Source organism: Natrinema ejinorense (assembly GCF_002494345.1).
GTDB lineage: Archaea > Halobacteriota > Halobacteria > Halobacteriales > Natrialbaceae > Natrinema > Natrinema longum.
This window is the reverse complement of record NZ_NXNI01000001.1, coordinates 3,860,664-3,875,888: the sequence shown is the minus strand read 5'-3', so window position 1 is coordinate 3,875,888 and position 15,225 is coordinate 3,860,664. Positions and strand designations below refer to the sequence as shown.

15 protein-coding genes are annotated in these 15,225 nt (G+C 65.3%); 7 read left to right on the top strand and 8 right to left on the bottom strand.

Going from position 1 to position 15,225, the window contains the following annotated elements; genetic code table 11:
- Positions 1-18 precede the first annotated feature (18 nt).
- Complete coding sequence (locus CP557_RS18995) at positions 19-216, top strand: hypothetical protein (RefSeq protein WP_097381352.1); 198 nt, start codon at positions 19-21, stop codon at positions 214-216.
- A 12-nt stretch (positions 217-228) separates the two neighbouring features.
- On the opposite strand, the gene CP557_RS18990 is transcribed toward CP557_RS18995, so the two are convergent.
- Positions 229-1,668, bottom strand: a complete 1,440-nt coding sequence (locus CP557_RS18990; RefSeq protein WP_097381351.1) for a DUF402 domain-containing protein — start codon at positions 1,666-1,668, stop codon at positions 229-231.
- The gene (locus tag CP557_RS18985; protein WP_097381350.1) at positions 1,665-2,042 is read right to left on the bottom strand and encodes a DUF7532 family protein; all 378 of its coding nucleotides are present in this window, start codon (positions 2,040-2,042) and stop codon (positions 1,665-1,667) included. The genes CP557_RS18990 and CP557_RS18985 overlap by 4 nt, the downstream gene beginning before the upstream one ends.
- A 111-nt stretch (positions 2,043-2,153) precedes the next feature.
- Here CP557_RS18985 and CP557_RS18980 point away from each other — a divergent pair, with 111 nt between their 5' ends.
- On the top strand, positions 2,154-3,173 hold the full coding sequence (locus CP557_RS18980; protein WP_097381349.1) for a PrsW family intramembrane metalloprotease: 1,020 nt from the start codon (positions 2,154-2,156) through the stop codon (positions 3,171-3,173).
- Between the two features lie 50 nt (positions 3,174-3,223).
- On the opposite strand, the gene CP557_RS18975 is transcribed toward CP557_RS18980, so the two are convergent.
- The 4 genes from CP557_RS18975 to CP557_RS18960 form a co-directional block, all read right to left on the bottom strand.
- A complete protein-coding gene (locus tag CP557_RS18975) occupies positions 3,224-3,832 on the bottom strand; it encodes a riboflavin synthase (RefSeq protein ID WP_097381348.1) in 609 nt (202 codons plus the stop codon).
- 100 nt (positions 3,833-3,932) lie between these two features.
- Positions 3,933-5,798 carry a PAS domain-containing sensor histidine kinase gene (locus CP557_RS18970; protein WP_097381347.1) on the bottom strand — a complete coding sequence of 622 codons (1,866 nt, stop codon included), beginning with the start codon at positions 5,796-5,798 and terminating at the stop codon, positions 3,933-3,935.
- A gap of 304 nt (positions 5,799-6,102) precedes the next feature.
- Positions 6,103-7,284 carry an ABC transporter substrate-binding protein gene (locus CP557_RS18965; RefSeq protein WP_097381346.1) on the bottom strand — a complete coding sequence of 394 codons (1,182 nt, stop codon included), beginning with the start codon at positions 7,282-7,284 and terminating at the stop codon, positions 6,103-6,105.
- A gap of 87 nt (positions 7,285-7,371) precedes the next feature.
- Complete coding sequence (locus CP557_RS18960) at positions 7,372-8,130, bottom strand: SIMPL domain-containing protein (protein WP_097381345.1); 759 nt, start codon at positions 8,128-8,130, stop codon at positions 7,372-7,374.
- Between the two features lie 130 nt (positions 8,131-8,260).
- Here CP557_RS18960 and cysK point away from each other — a divergent pair, with 130 nt between their 5' ends.
- The 3 genes from cysK (at position 8,261) to CP557_RS18945 (ending at position 10,142) form a co-directional block, all read left to right on the top strand.
- Positions 8,261-9,202, top strand: coding sequence for a cysteine synthase A (cysK, locus tag CP557_RS18955; RefSeq protein ID WP_097381344.1), 942 nt, complete (start codon positions 8,261-8,263; stop codon positions 9,200-9,202).
- An 81-nt stretch (positions 9,203-9,283) separates the two neighbouring features.
- The gene (locus tag CP557_RS18950; protein WP_097381343.1) at positions 9,284-9,613 is read left to right on the top strand and encodes a DUF7577 domain-containing protein; all 330 of its coding nucleotides are present in this window, start codon (positions 9,284-9,286) and stop codon (positions 9,611-9,613) included.
- A 214-nt stretch (positions 9,614-9,827) separates the two neighbouring features.
- Positions 9,828-10,142, top strand: a complete 315-nt coding sequence (locus CP557_RS18945) for a HalOD1 output domain-containing protein (protein ID WP_097381342.1) — start codon at positions 9,828-9,830, stop codon at positions 10,140-10,142.
- A 23-nt stretch (positions 10,143-10,165) separates the two neighbouring features.
- Here CP557_RS18945 and CP557_RS18940 read toward each other — a convergent pair whose 3' ends face one another.
- On the bottom strand, positions 10,166-10,918 hold the full coding sequence (locus CP557_RS18940; protein WP_097381341.1) for a hypothetical protein: 753 nt from the start codon (positions 10,916-10,918) through the stop codon (positions 10,166-10,168).
- Positions 10,919-11,294: 376 nt separating this feature from the next.
- On the opposite strand from CP557_RS18940, the gene thsB reads away from it, so the two are divergent.
- Positions 11,295-12,965: a thermosome subunit beta gene (thsB, locus tag CP557_RS18935; RefSeq protein ID WP_097381340.1), complete on the top strand. Its 1,671-nt coding sequence runs from the start codon at positions 11,295-11,297 to the stop codon at positions 12,963-12,965.
- Between the two features lie 289 nt (positions 12,966-13,254).
- On the opposite strand, the gene lrp is transcribed toward thsB, so the two are convergent.
- Positions 13,255-13,719: an HTH-type transcriptional regulator Lrp gene (gene lrp / locus CP557_RS18930; protein ID WP_097381339.1), complete on the bottom strand. Its 465-nt coding sequence runs from the start codon at positions 13,717-13,719 to the stop codon at positions 13,255-13,257.
- Positions 13,720-13,844: 125 nt separating this feature from the next.
- Between lrp and glnA the strand changes: the two genes are divergently transcribed.
- Positions 13,845-15,200, top strand: coding sequence for a type I glutamate--ammonia ligase (gene glnA / locus CP557_RS18925; RefSeq protein WP_097381338.1), 1,356 nt, complete (start codon positions 13,845-13,847; stop codon positions 15,198-15,200).
- Positions 15,201-15,225: the final 25 nt, after the last annotated feature.

The window sequence follows — 15,225 nt, the reverse complement described above, 5'->3', positions numbered from 1 at the left end:
CGTTGCGTGACAGGATCCGTGATCACTGTCGGTATCCCTGGCGGGATTGGCGGTCCGGAACTGCTGATACTGCTGTTACTGGCCGTCTTCTTCCTCGCTGTTCCGATCATCGTCATCGTTGCGATCGTCACGTTCCTCGATAGAAGGCGCAACGACGACGAACGGGTTCGGGCGCTCGAGCAACGAGTCGAGGCGCTCGAAGATGAACGTCCATAGCAGTACTCGACGCTACGTCGAGAGCGCTCGCTGGACGGCCTCCGCGACGTCCATCGCCTTTTCCGAGAGCGCCTCGGAAACCAGTCCGTCGTCGACGGCCGCCTCGAGTTCGTCCGCATCCACGATCTCGACCGTCCCGTCGGCTCCCCGAATCACGTCGACGTAGAGGTCCACGTAGCGCGCACAGTCCGGAAAGAGTTCGACCGGCGTACAGACGTTGACGTACGTTCCCTTCGCCGCGCCGCTCGCGTCTTTGTACGTCGTCGGATACCACCATCGCCCTTCCCTGAACTTCGTCACGGCGACGTCGCCCGACTCCTTGGGAACGCCGAGCGCGTCGTAGCTGCCCCCGCCGCGCATCGAGCGCTCGAGCGTGAGCTTCCCCTCGGGCTCCCAGTCGGTGACCTCGCCGCGACCCAGCGAGATGCATCGCCCGTCGGGCTTGCCGTGGCCGATCTCGAGGCGATCGCCCCTCGTGGGGCCGAACTGGCGAGCGACCGCGGCGAAGGGGAACTCGCCGCCGTCGGCGCTCGGATCGTCCCCGAGGGAGCCACAGACCGCCTCCGCGAAGTCGACCGCCGCGCTCGCGGCTCGATCGGCCGCTTTCGTCCGGTGATGGCCCGGCATCGTCGTCTCCACCCGACGCCGGACCCCGTCCAGCGCGAGCCGCGACTCGCGACCGAACCAGAGCCACTCGGTCCCACGCGGTGCGGCGAGGAGTCCTGGCTCGCCGGGCTCCGCGGGCGCATCGGCGAGCGCAGCCTCGAGCGCCCGTGCCCGGTTCGCGGCGTCCTCGAGGGCCGTTCCCATCGCCTCGAGGTCGGCGTCGGCCGCGGCGTGTTGCCAGCGCAGGCCCCAGCCCTCCGGAATCTCGACGGCGAGCAACTCGGTCATGCCGACCAACTCCTCCGCGCGCTCGCCGCGCAGCGACGCCGAAACACCGGTTCGGTCACGGGAGAGCGTACAGAGCCCGCCCCCGACCTCGAGCGTGGGCACTACGAGCGGCCGGTCGTCCTCCCACGGCGGTGCGGGTTCGTGGACCTGGACCCGGTATCGATTCCCGGCGTCGACGTAGCCGTCGGCGTCGTCGTAGTTCAGAAAGCCGCGCCGGCCGTCGCCGAGGTCGACGACCGCGCCGCTGCCGCCACCGCCCTCGAGTACCTCGGCGTCGAAGACCGCGCCGCGGGACGCCTCGTCGGTCCAGCGGAACGCGTCGATGGCGAGCGCCGCGAGTTCGTCCGCGACGGTCTCGACCGCGTCGGGATCGCCCGAGAGCTCGACGCCCTGCCGGTCGCGCGTCGTCTCGACCGAGACGTCGGCCGGCGCGGGCTCGAACGACTGCTCGAAGCGCTCCCGGATCGGTTCGGAGGCCTGGACGACCTCGTAGCCGGCCTCGCTCAGCAGCTGGGTAACCGCGGTCGTGTAGATCCCGCGGACGCGAGCCCTCGTCATCGGAGGCGGTCGCGGTCGGCGGCGAACCGCACCCGGTCGTCGATCGTCGGCCCGAGGCGCAACTCGACGGAGCCGTCGTCCAGGATCCGACCGTCCTCGACGGGGACGCCCCAGCTCTCGAACCGGAGCCAGCCGCGCATCTCGTCGGCGTGGGTCGGAATGTCCGCGTAGTCGACGTCGTGTGCCGGATAGTCGGCGCTCGAATGCGCCAGCTCCATGTCGGAGTAGACGGTGTCGTGCTCGTCGAAGAAGGCCTCGAGGAGCGCCGCGTCCTCGGCGACGGCCTCGACGACCGCCTCCGAGGCCGTCCGGAGGTCGTCGGTCTCGAGGCCGACATCGCGAAGCGCCCGCTGGGTTCGCTGGTCGAAGTGCATACACGCCGGTTGGGACGGGAGGCCTTTGATAATTCCGAGTCGGTGCGTCGCGGTGATCGTCGAGTCGCCGGTTGCCGAACCTATACCGGGCCGGCGGGTGTATACGCCGCCATGCAGCGTAGGCGCGACCCGGTCGAACGAGCCACGGACCGAAACGGCGAGCCGACGGACCTCCAGGACGTCTCGACGTGGGAGCCGCGATCGATTCTCGATCTGTTCGCGTACACGCTTTACAACGCGGTCAGCTACGGGCTTCGAGGGATCGTCCTGCTGATCGCGATCGTGATCACACTCGTGTTGTTGATCTCACCGGCCGCGCTCGTCCTCGAGGAACCGTTCGTCGGACTCTTCTTCGCGCTCTCGGTCGTTCCCGCCGGGTTGCTCGCGGCCTACGTCTGGTACGCCGACATCACGACGAACGAACCCCTCTCCTTGGTCGTCGTGACCTTTCTGCTGGCGATCCTGTTCGCGACGTTCGCAGCGGTCGTCAACTCCGTTGCACAGCTGATCTTCGGTGCCGGCTTCCTCGCGACCCTGCTCTACTTTTACCTGATCGTCGGGCCCATCGAAGAGCTGGTCAAGCTACTCGCCGTGCAGGTGTTCGCCTATCGAAGCGACAGCTTCAACGCGGTCATCGACGGGGCGGTCTACGGTGCCGTCGCGGGGCTTGGCTTTGCGGCCATCGAGAACGCGATCTACATCGGCCGCGTCGTGGGAGAATCGGAACCGGAGGCGGGGCTGCTCGTGACCGTCAGCGGCATCACGGCGGTTCGAGCGCTGGCCGGCCCCGGTCACGTCATCTACTCGGCGATCGCGGGTTACTACCTCGGGCTGGCGAAGTTCAACCGCGAGTACGCCGGCCCGATCGTCCTCAAGGGTCTGCTCGTCGCCGCCTTCGTCCACGGCACGTACAACGTGACGGTCGGCATCGTTCCCGGCCTGCTCACGGAGATCCTGCCGATCGCGCCCGGACTCGCGTTCGTCGGCTACGTGATCGTCTACGACGCCACGATCGGCTACTACCTCTACCGCAAGCTCGCGCGCTACCGTCGAACGTATCAGACCATCGTCTCCGATGTGGACCGCGACAGCCGGGCGGAACTGACGGAGTTCGAACCGCCACAGCGCTGACCGTCCGGACCAGCCCCCGGTTGCCACTGTCGTCGTACAGCGCGTCCACGTCACTCCTCGAAGCGCGCCTCGAGCAACCGCTCGACGTACTTCGCGAGCACGTCGACCTCGAGGTGAATCGGGTCGCCGGGTGCTTTCTCCGAGAGCGTCGTCAGTCGGTAGGTCGTCGGAATGATCGCGACGGTCACCCGGCCGTTCGCGGCGTCGAACTCCGCGACGGTCAGACTGATGCCGTCGAGCGTGATCGATCCCTTTTCGACGACGTAGCGGTCGTACCCCTCGGGAAGGTCGAATTCGAAGAACCAGTCCTCGTCGACCGATTCGACGTTCCGGACGGTCGCGACCGCGTCGACGTGGCCCTGGACGACGTGGCCGTCGAACCGGCCGTCGGCCGGCATCGCTCGCTCGAGATTGACCGTCTCGCCCTCGTCGAGCCCGCCGAGATAGGTCCGTTCGACGGTCTCGGTCGCCAGAAAGACCTCGAACCACTCGCCCGGCTCGTACTCCTCGACGGTGAGACACGCGCCGCTGACGCTGACGCTCTGGCCGTACTCGAGTCCCGTCGCGACCTCGTCGGCGCCGACGCGGAGCCGGAGGCCGTCCTCGGTGCGCTCTCGGGCGACGATCTCGCCGGCTTCTTCGACGATCCCGGTAAACATACGTCTAGCTGACGGGCGAGGCGAAAAAGCCGTTCCGGGTCGGGCCGACCCCGCCGTGAGCCCCGAGGGAATCGGGCACAGACCACCGGGGAAGCGACGCTTACCCGTCGAACGGGTCGTCGGAGATGGCGGTTCGAACGCCGGTGAAATCGAAGCGCGCACCGCCGGCCGTACTCGCGGTGACGGAAACGTCCCACTCGTGGGCCCCTGCGATCTCGCGAACGATGTTCAGTCCGAGTCCCGTGCCGCCTTCCGTCGTCGTCCACCCTGGTTCCAGCACGCGGTCGCGCTCGGTCGGGGGGATGCCGGGACCGTCGTCAGCAATGTAAAACCCGCCTTCGAAGACGCCGGCAGTCACCGTGACCCCCTCGCCGGCGTGGTCCACGGCGTTTCGAAACAGGTTCTCGAACAGGTTCCGGATCCGGCTCGAGTCGGCATAGATGAACCCGTTGGACTCGACCCGGACCGATGCAGTCTCGGTCGCGACGGCGTCCCAGCACGCGCCGACGGTCGATGCGAACTCGAGCGCCTCGACGCCGTCGACGTCGTAGCCGCTCCGGACCATGGTCAACACGTCGTCGACGATCCCGGCCATCCGATCGAGGACGGTCTCGATCTCGTCGAGTTCCTCGCTCGTATCCGCCTCTCGAACGGTATCGAGCAATCCCTGCGCGACGTTGAGCGGGTTCCTGAGGTCGTGGGCGAGGACGCTCGCGAACTCGTCGAGACGTTCGTTCTGTCGCTCGAGATCCCGCTGGTAGAGGATCCGTTTGAGTGCGATTTCGGCGTTGAGCGACAGAATGGACGCGAGTTCCTCGTCGGACTCGTCGAACGCGCCGACTGCGGGGTCGACGATACTGATCACGCCGTACTCGCCTAGCGGGAGATACATCGCGGATCGTGCCTCGCCGCGATCGTAGCCGTCATCCAGGGACCGAACGTCGTCGTATCGGAGCGAGTCGCCGTTGTCGTACGCGCGACTGACCGGTGCGGGGCCGGTGATCGGGTAGTCCGGCCGGTCGCCCATCTCAGTTTCCGCTTTCTCGGTCACTGCGACCGGCTGTAATCGCGTTTCGTCGGCGACGAGTCGGACGACGTTGTGCTCGTATCCGAGGATCGTCCGCGCTGCATCGGCGACGAGACGGGCGATCTCCTCGCAGTCGGTTGCATCCATCAACTCCCGCGTCACCGCGTGAAGCGTCCGGAGTTGCCGCCCGTACTCCTTGCGGGTCGTTAACTCGCGGAAGACGCCGGCGACCAGTCGTCGCTCTTGGAGTTCGAAAACGTGGGCGTTGATTTCGACGGGAACGTGGCGGCCGGTCTTCGTTTCGACGTAGAGATCGGAGCCGTCCGGTCGCTGGCCCAGGATTTGGTTCTCGTTCACCATGTACTCGTCGAAGAGTTCCCGATAGCGGTCTTCCGCTCCCGTCGGATGGAGGATCGTCTGTGGCCGTCCGAGGAGTTCCTCGGGAGCGTAGCCCAGCAGATCCGTGACGTGGTCGTTGACCTCGATGATCTCGCCCGTCGCCGCGTCCGCGACGATGACTGCGTCCGGCACGGCCGCGAGGATCGTCCGATACTTCGCCCGGAGCGCCTCCTGCTCGCTGATGTCCCGGATGGCGGCCATGAACTCGCGGTGGCCGTCGGTCTCGATCGGGCTCAACATGATGTCGATCGGGACCGCCGATCCGTCCTTCCGCCGACCCGAGAGATCCAGGTCCGCACCCATCGGGCGGATCTCGGGGGCGTCGGTGTACGCGTCCCGCTTGGCTATGTGCTGGTCTCGAGCGGCTTCGGGAACGAGGATTTCGACCGGTTCACCGACGAGCTCCGCCGGTTCGTAGCCGAACAGATCGGTAACCCGTGCGTTCGCGTAGGTGATTCGACCGTCGGAATCGACGAGGACGATCGCATCCGGTGACGCTTCACAGATCGCTTCGTACCGCTGTCGTGGGTGCCGAGGCATGAGGTTCTTCTGTCGCTTGTGTTGTCGATACGACTACCAGATACGCCACCTATTTCAAGCATATGGCTTCCGTCGTCGACGACTCGAGTCGGGCCGACACGGCTCGTTTCCGCGGGGGCGTCTGTTTTGACGGCGTATCAAAAACGGGACAGTGTTGACTCCGAAACGAGCGCCGGCAGTCGTCGTTCTCGCTGCCGGTGTCGCTCCGTTCCACGCGGTACCGCCGCCGCCGTCCCGTTCCACACGTTACTGCCGTCGAACCGACACCGGGTCTGAGTCGACCCGATACCGTCGACAGCGACGCTCACTCGACACCGTCGGTAACGATCGTCGCGACGCGTTGCCGATCGAACAGCTGCTCGGCCGTCGGAATCGACGGATACGGCTCGCCAGGTTGGGAGCCGGGCCACTCGCCGAACTGCTCGGGATAGAGCTGTTTGGCCGTCATCTCGAGCTGGAACAGGTTCATCAGCGGCCCCTGGTATCGCATCCCGCTGGCGAAGACCCGGTCGTTCCGGACCGCAGTCAACTCGCTGCCGGCCGCATCGGCTGCCAGCTGGGCGCGGATGTCCCCGATGGCATACCGCGAGGTGATGCCCCAGAGGTGGAGGATGACGTCCGGATCGGCCTCGAGCATGGTCTCGTAGCTGATCTCGCCCCAGTCGCCCGACCACGCTACGTCGGCGAGTGCGTCGCGAGCCCCCAGCGGTCGCGTCTCCGCCTGCCAGAAGCCGGGCGTGTTGAGGTGATAGGCGTAGAAAACGCCGTTGTCGGCATCCAGCGTGACCCGTGCAACCGTCGGTCGCTCGTGTTCGGGCGGGAGGGCCGACTCGATCTGCGATCGGGTTTCGTCGTAGACTTCGGCGAGCGCCTCGTACCGGTTCCGTTCCCGGAAGACGGCTGCCACGTTCTCGAACAGTTCCCAGAGCGTGTAGTACTCGTAACTGTCGGCGTAAGTCTCGGCCGGGTCGCTGTGAACGCCGCTGTGGTAGCTGCCGACCCACGGGCCGACCGTGTCGGCGATCTCCTCGATGTCGGATTCGTCCCAATCGGGCTGGGTCGTCAACACGTACGACGGATCGAGGAAGTGGACGTCGCTCTCCGCGCTGTAGAGTTGCTCTTTCGTCACGCCCCCCTGGAGTGGGTTCGTCAGCCCCTTCCAATCGAAGGAGACGCCCTCGAGGCGCTCGTAGAACCCGTTCATCGTCGTCCCCGACATCTCCGGGGCGAACAGCGTCCGTACCGTATCGCCGTGGCCAAGCGCGACCGCCATGTCGGCGTACTGCGTGAAGCTGACGAAGGCGTTCTCGGGGACGGCGTCGAACGGAATCTCGCCCATCGGGGCCATCGACACCGTATACGAGTCTCGACTGCTCTCCGGGCCGGAGTCGCCGCCGAGACAGCCGGCCAGCGCCCCGCTCCCCGCCGCGATCCCCGTCGCCACGAACGCACGCCGACTTCGATCGAACTGCCGCGTCGGTTTCATACGTTTTAGGCTAGCCTAACAATTCAAAAGTCGTTCGGTTAGCGGCGGACCAAAAGAACCGCTCGCGGTGAATTCGGTCGTCGGCAGTCACTCGGCGAACGCGTACGTGACAGTGACGCTCGCGCTCACACTCACGGGATCGGCATCGATCTCCGTCGACGTCGCCGCGTCGTCAGCCGCACCCGCGCTGGCGTAGGTCTCGACGCGAACGGGGTTTACCCGGACGTCGCCGGTCGTGACTGACGTCGTCCCCGCGAGGTCGACCCCGCGATTGTCGGCGATGTGGGCGGCCTCCTCGTCGGCGTTCTCGAGTGCAGCGTCGATCGCGTCCTCTCGAAGGGCCGACCGCGTGTCTTCCTGGAGCGTAAAGTTCACTCGGCCGATATTGTCGGCACCGGCGTCGATCGCCGCGTCGATGACGTCGCCGACGCGGTCGATGTCGGCGAGCGTCACCTCGAACGAGTGGGCACCCTCGAACCCCTGGGCATCGCGTCCGTGCGCCGGATGGACCCGGTAGCGGCCTTCCTCGACGTTTTCCTCGGGGATATCGAGGTCGTCGAACGCCGCCCGGAGCTGTTCGGCTCCGGTCGCGAGTTCGTCGGTCACGTCGCTGGCGGTTTCGCCGGTCGCCTCCACCCCGACGGTAACGATCGCCCGATCGGGCTCCGTTTCGACCTCGCCGCTGGCACCCACCGTTATGTTGCCGTCACTCTCGCTCGCATCCGATTCCGATCCGGGATCGTCCGCCGCGCCGGGATCGTCGGTATCGAGTTGGCCGCCGGTACAGCCCGCCATCGTCGCTGCGAGTCCGATGCTCGAGGCCGCAAGGAACTGTCGTCGATCCATAGGAGAGTGATGAGTAGGGGACGGAAAAAAGGTCGCCCCTAGCTCAAAGGACGGTTTGAGCTTCGGGTACTGGTGGCTCCGAAGACGTTCGGGGCAACTGCTACCGGGACTGTCTCGGTTACGGAGACTAATGGGACGGACTGTCGAATCCGCAAGCGATATTGACGCCGCCGAGACCGTCGGCGAACTGATCGGCGAAACGCCGCTGTTACGGCTGGACGCGTTCGCCGACAACTGCGTCGGGAAGATCGAGGCACAGAACCCGTACTCCGTCAAGGATCGGATCGCGCGGGCGATCATCGACGCCGCCGAACGAGCCGGCGCGCTCGAGCCCGGCGGCACCGTCGTGGAATCGACCAGTGGCAATACGGGTATCGGCCTGGCGGCGGTTTCGGCCGCCCGCGGGTACGACTGCGTGCTGACGATGCCGTCTTCGATGTCCACCGAGCGACGGCAGCTCCTGCGAGCACTGGGGGCCGACCTCGAACTCACTCCCGCCGAGGACGGGATGACGGGAGCGAACGAGCGCGCCGAGGAGATCGTCGCCGACCGCGAGGACGCGATCATGGCTCGACAGTTCGAGAACGAAGCCAATCCCGCGGCTCACCGGGAGACGACGGGGCCGGAAATCTGGGCGGCCACCGACGGCGCGGTCGACGCGGTCGTCGCGGGTGTCGGCACCGGTGGGACGATTACCGGCGTCTCGGAGCATCTGAAAACAGACAGGGGGAAGACCGAACTCACGTCGGTCGCGGTCGAACCGGCCGAATCGCCGACTCTCTCGGAACTGAGTTCCGCAGGCCACGACATTCAAGGGATCGGCCCCGGCTTCGTCCCCGACATCCTCCGGACCGAACTCGTCGACGAGGTCCGCGCGGTCGAGGCGTCCGAGGCCAAAGACGCAGCCCGAAAGCTGGGTCGGAGCGAGGGGCTGTTGGTCGGGATCTCCTCGGGTGCGGCGCTAGCTGCGGCCGCCGACTACGCGGCCGACAACCCCGACGAACTGACCGTCGTCGTCCTCCCGGATACCGGCGAACGCTATCTCTCGACCGATCTCTACGACATCGAGTAACCGAACACTCACCGAGCCTGAACTCCCATTCTCGCTGAAATCGGGGAATATCCAAGTGCCTCGAGAACGTACCACACGACGATGGAGCTCTGGGGCTGGCTCATCGGTTACGTCGTGTTGTTCGCCCTGCTTCATCTGTTACTGTACTACCTGTACGTTCGACGCGGCGACGAGGAGAGCGAACGCACGCCGTCGCTCGCCGACCCGAATCGGACGCGAATGCAGTCTGCACCCGGGCCGGATCGGTACCCCCGTCGGGGCGACGATTTCGGCGACGTCGACCGGGTCGACGACGACCGCGAACCCGAGTTCGACGGGAAGACGACCCGGTGTCCCCATTGTGGCGCACGAAACGAGGCCGACCAGACGTTTACGTACTGCTGGAACTGTATCTCGGGGTTACGTCGGTGACGGACTCGAGCGGATCGGCGGGAGGCCGAACCGCTGTGAGTTTCCCGTCCGGAACCGCTCCACGAATACCACGGTCTCCCCACCGTCGGTTCGTTCTTCATACGGAGACTTTCACCGATACGTGCCAGTATAGCGGCCAAATGCGACAATCTATCCAGTAATCAACGGTTACGCTTTTGGTCACCAAGGTGAGAGTGAGAGACGACGAACAGTGATGAACGGATACACCCCCGCCACCTCGCAGTCTCGCTCTCAGCCCCTGTATCGCGCGACGCACGACCCAACCGGGCCGGCAACACTCAGTACGACCGTCATCCACGCGCTGGCCGACTGCATGGGCGTCGACGTGACCGACAGCCGCGTCTCGCTGTACGATACCGTCGATCCGGGCGCTCTGGACGAACTCTTTCGACCGCGCCACGACGGCACACCACGAGCCGGCGGGACGCTTTCGTTCGTCGTCAACGGACACCACGTAAGCGTCAGCGGTGACGGCGAAATCCTCATCGAACCGCCGACGCGACGGTAGCAGTCTCCGGAGAAAACCGATCCTCACGCCGAGAGTTCCGTTTCGAGTCGCTCGAGGTGGTCGACACCCACGACGGCGACGACGTCGCCGGGAGCCGACCGAACGGTCTCGAGGCGCTCGATCATACACTCCTCGCGCGTCTCGTCTCGGTAGGCGATCGCCGACCCGTCCGTGTCGATGCTCCCGAGAAGCGCCTGCACGCCGGCGACGTGAGACCGTTCGTGGGCGGCCTGCTGGGCCGGGGGGTCGTCTGGCTCACAGTCATACTCGACCCGATCCCCGGGGACGACAGTCATCGACGTCGCGTGAGTCAGCGTCGCGGCGACTCGGCACGCGAGGGCCTCGCGGGTCGCGCCACCGACGCTCGAGAGGACGCGTCGGGCCGTCGCCGGCGCGGCGCGGTCGGCGACCAGCCGTCCCACGAGTCGCCGAAGGAACGACCAGTTCGGCGCGTCGATGCCGACCGGGTCGGCGTCGGGTACGGCACGGATCGCCGCACTCATCTCGCCACCGAACCGCGGCGATGGCGAGTCGTCGGCATCGGCGTTGTGTGCATAGACGCGGTACAGCGGCATCGCGACGGGTGGCAATTCGAGTGCGAGCGTTTCCGGCTCGACGTACTCGAGGACGCGTTCGACGCGTGCGACGCTTGCGGGGTGGTCGTGGACGACGCCGAGGAGAACGAGGTCGCCGGTCTCGCCGGAGAGTCGACGGCAGAACTGCGGTGTGATTCGGGGATCGTCGAACGATTCGGTGACGGACGGTGGCTCGTCCATTGCTCGAATGGTAATACGCGACTACCGGCATAACCCTTCTGTTGGGTTTACTCGAATCCGAGTCAGTAACAATATACTACCGCGACGAGGCCAGTTTCAGCCGAACAAACAGACGATTATCGAACTGAAACCGACCGCCGCTGACGAGACACGGCTCGATCGCGTCGGCCGACCGTTCGCCACACCCACTAATATAAAAGCACCGTATCGCCGATCGACTGGGAACGATTGACGATCGGATTGAACGAACGGAAACCGTCGTGATTGGCGCGCACTATGCCGATTTTTTGTTTCGCACCGACCGACGTACACCCGCTATGGTCTGTCGATGTTTGGAAACTTTTATGTAGAAGCACAATCAATCATCCGCTCGACTATGAGTCAGCGAATGCAGCAGGGCCAGCCGATGATCGTAATGAGCGAGGACTCCCAGCGCGTCAAGGACAAGGACGCGCAGGATTACAACATCAGCGCCGCCCGTGCGGTCGCTGAAGCCGTTCGCTCCACGCTCGGACCGAAGGGCATGGACAAGATGCTCGTCGACTCCATGGGATCGGTGACGATCACCAACGACGGCGTCACCATCCTCAAGGAGATGGACATCGACAACCCGACGGCCGAGATGATCATCGAGGTCGCCGAGACTCAGGAGGACGAAGCGGGCGACGGCACCACGACGGCCGTCGCGATCGCCGGCGAACTCCTCAAGAACGCCGAGGACCTCCTCGAACAGGACATCCACCCCACGGCGATCATCAAGGGCTTCCACCTCGCAAGCGAGCAGGCCCGCGAGGAGATCGACGACATCGCGACCGACATCGACACCGACGACGAAGAACTGCTGCGCAAAACGGCGGAAACCTCGATGACCGGCAAGGGGACCGAGGTCAACAAGGAGCATCTCTCCCAGTTGATCGTCGAAGCCATCCGTCAGGTCACCGTGGAAGACGAGAACGGCGACAACGTCGTCGACCTCGAGTTCCTCAACATCGAGACCCAGACCGGCCGCAGCGCCGGCGAATCCGACCTCCTCGAAGGGGGCATCATCGACAAAGACCCCACCCACGACAACATGCCCCGCTCGGCGGAAGACGCCGACATCCTGCTGCTCAACGAGGCCATCGAGGTCGAGGAGACCGACGTCGACACCGAAGTCTCCGTCACCGACCCCGATCAGCTCCAGAAGTTCCTCGACCGCGAGGAGAAACAGCTCCGCGAGAAGGTCGATACGATCGCCGACCTCGGCGCGGACGTCGTCTTCTGCCAGAAAGGTATCGACGACCTCGCCCAGCACTACCTCGCCAAGGAAGGCATCCTCGCAGTCCGCCGCGCCAAGAAGTCCGACCTCGAGTTCCTCCAGGAGGTCGTCGGCGCGTCGATCGTCTCCGACCTCGAGAGCGCAACCGAGGAGGACCTCGGCTTCGGTGACGTCACCCGCGACGAGGAAGACGAACTGTTCTACGTCGAGGGCGAGGACGCCCACGGCGTCACGCTCCTGCTTCGGGGCTCGACCGACCACGTCGTCGACGAACTCGAGCGCGGCGTCAACGACGCGCTCGACGTCGTCGCACAGACCGTCTCCGACGGCCGCGTGCTGGCCGGCGGCGGTGCGATCGAGGTCGAACTCGCCAGCCGCCTGCGCGACTACGCCGACTCCGTCTCCGGCCGCGAGCAGCTGGCCGTCGAGGCCTTCGCCGACTCACTCGAACTCGTCCCGCGCGTCCTCGCCGGGAACGCGGGACTGGACTCGATCGACACGCTCGTCGACCTGCGTGCGGCCCACGACGACGGCCAGATCACGGCCGGTCTGAACGTCTTCTCGGGCGACGTCGAGGACACCTTCGAGGCCGGCGTCGTCGAACCGGCCCACGCCAAGGAACAGGCCGTCACCTCCGCCGCCGAAGCGGCCAACCTCGTGCTCAAAATCGACGACATCATCTCCGCCGGTGACCTGTCGACCGACAAGGGCGACGACGAGGAAGGCGGCCCCGGCGGCGCGCCCGGCGGCATGGGCGGCATGGGCGGCGGCATGGGCGGCATGATGTAGGCCTAAATTTTGCTCTGCGGGCCGCCTTCGGCGGCCCTCGGCAAAATTTAGTATAAAAGCACTCCTCGCTCCCGGGCTCACGGCTAGCGCCGTTCGCCATCCCGCGGCGCGAAGCGCCGCGCTTTGGTCGCTCGTCGGCCCGAACGCGAAGCGTTCGGTGAACGGCGTCGCTCGGGTTCTTCGAACCGCTCGCTCGCCGACATTTGCTCGAGTGGCTGGTAGCGTGTCGACAGATGACGCGGAGTCGCCACTACTCGAGATGGTGTCCCGTCAGAAAGGGGCCGTTCGATTACTCCTCGTCGTCGACCGCGAGTTCGAACTGTTCGTTCTCGCTGACGGCGTTGAGGACGACGCTGGTGTTCGAGGCTTTGATGTCGGGATCGGTCAGCAGTTGTTTGATCTGGTCGTTCATCCCGTCGGTGTCTTCGAACTTGCCGATGGCGATCACGTCGTAGTCGCCGGTGACTTCGTAGACGCTGGTCATCTGGCGGTGGTCGCGCAGCGTGTCGGTGACGTCGGGCAGGGCGTTGCCTTCGACCTGGAGTTGAATGACCGCGGTCACGTCGTAGCCGACCGCATCGTAATCGACCTTCGGCGTGTAGCCGTCGATCACGCCCTGCTCCTCGAGATCCGAGAGGTGATTCGAGACGGTCGTGACGGAAACGTCGAGATCCTCGGCGAGGCTTCGCAGGCTCGCTCGCCCGTCGCCGAGAAGTGCATTCACTAGCTTTGCATCGAGATTTTCGTACGTCATACATCAATTCACTCACTCGCCCCTTTAGAACTTTACGAATATACAGTTTGGTGGGAGAGACCGAAGATTTGCTCGGAACAGTAGTGTTTTAGTAGGCTGGTTCCGAGAATACGACGACGAGAAAGATGACAAGCGGCAACCTTACTGAGACCGAACAGGCGGTACTGGACGAGATCGAGGAGGAGGACGTCGACTTCCTCCGACTGCAGTTTACCGACATTCTGGGGACGGTCAAGAACGTCTCCGTGCCGGCGCGACAGGCCGAGAAGGCCTTTACCGAGGGAATCTACTTCGACGGTTCTTCTATCGAGGGCTTCGTTCGCATTCAGGAATCGGACATGCGGCTCAAGCCCGATCCGGACACCTTCGCGATTCTCCCGTGGCGCCAGAAGGAGGAAAGCGCCGCCGCCCGAATGATCTGTGACGTCTACGACACCTCCACGGGCGAGCCCTTCGAGGGTGACCCGCGCCGCGTCCTCAAGAACGCGCTGGACCGGGCCAACGAGATGGGCTATACGGTCAACGCCGCCCCCGAACCGGAGTTCTTCCTCTTCGAAGAGGACGAGGAGGGGCGAGCGACGACCAAGACCAACGACGCCGGCGGCTACTTCGACCTCGCACCGAAAGACCTCGCGAGCGACGTTCGCCGCGACATCATCTACGGCCTCGAGAGCATGGGCTTCGAGGTCGAGGCGAGCCACCACGAGGTCGCCGAGGGCCAACACGAGATCAACTTCACCTACGACGACGCCCTGACGACGGCCGACAACGTCGGAACCTTCCGCACCGTCGTCCGCGCGATCGCCGCCCAACACGACCTGCACGCGACGTTCATGCCCAAACCGATCCCGCGCATCAACGGCTCGGGGATGCACACGCACCTCTCCCTGTTCACCGAGGACGGCGAGAACGCGTTCCACGACGAGGACGACGAGTTCAACCTGAGCGAGGAGGCCCACGCCTTCACCGCCGGTATCCTCGAGCACGCGCCGGCGATCACGGCGATCGCGAACCCGACGGTCAACAGCTACAAGCGGCTCGTGCCCGGCTACGAAGCGCCGGTCTACGTCGCCTGGTCGGACCGCAACCGCTCGGCGCTGATCCGCAAGCCGGCAGCACGTACGCCTGCAGCGTCGCGCGTCGAACTGCGCTCGCCGGACCCGTCCTGTAACCCCTACCTCGCGCTCGCCGTCATGATCCACGCCGGTCTCGACGGGATCGAACAGGACCTCGAGTGTCCGGACCCGGTTCGGGAGAACATCTACGAGTTCGACGAGGCAAAGCGCGACGAGTACGGCATCGACACCCTGCCGTCGAACCTCGGCGCAGCCGTCGACGCGCTCGAGGAGGACGACGCGATCTACAACGCACTCGGCGACCACGTCAGCTCCAAGTTCGTCGAGGCCAAGCGCCAGGAGTTCGAGGACTACCTCGTCGACGTCTCCGACTGGGAACTCGACCGCTACCTCGAGACGTTCTGAGACGGTCTCCTGTCCGTCGGTGCCG